1 pseudogene is annotated in these 296 nt (G+C 62.2%); it reads right to left on the reverse strand.

What is annotated here, in order from left to right:
• Positions 1 to 5 precede the first annotated feature (5 nt).
• A pseudogene (locus I5W_RS33980) lies at positions 6 to 296 on the reverse strand (hypothetical protein); the annotation flags it as partial.

A 296-nucleotide genomic window follows, 5' to 3' on the forward strand; every position in this document is an offset into this window, starting at 1 on the left:
AATCCTCATACAGCGGTTTGCTCGTTGGAGCCCATGATGCAACTGAAGTCGTATTGGCTGGACACTTCCATCCCCTTTATCAGCGAGCGCCAGGACTTGCCGCAAGGCAGTTGCGACGTGGGCCAAGCGCGAGACCTTCTCGGCCTGCCTTGCTGCAACAGGTACAGCAGCACGCCGGCATCGAGCGCGCCGCAACGCGTGCCCATGGGGACGCCTTCGAGGGTAGAGAAACCGGTACTGGCGTCCAGGCTGCGACCATTCTGGATGGCGCACAGGCTGGCGCCATTGCCCAGGTG

This window comes from Herbaspirillum sp. B65 (genome assembly GCF_000333555.1).
GTDB lineage: Bacteria > Pseudomonadota > Gammaproteobacteria > Burkholderiales > Burkholderiaceae_D > Herbaspirillum > Herbaspirillum rubrisubalbicans.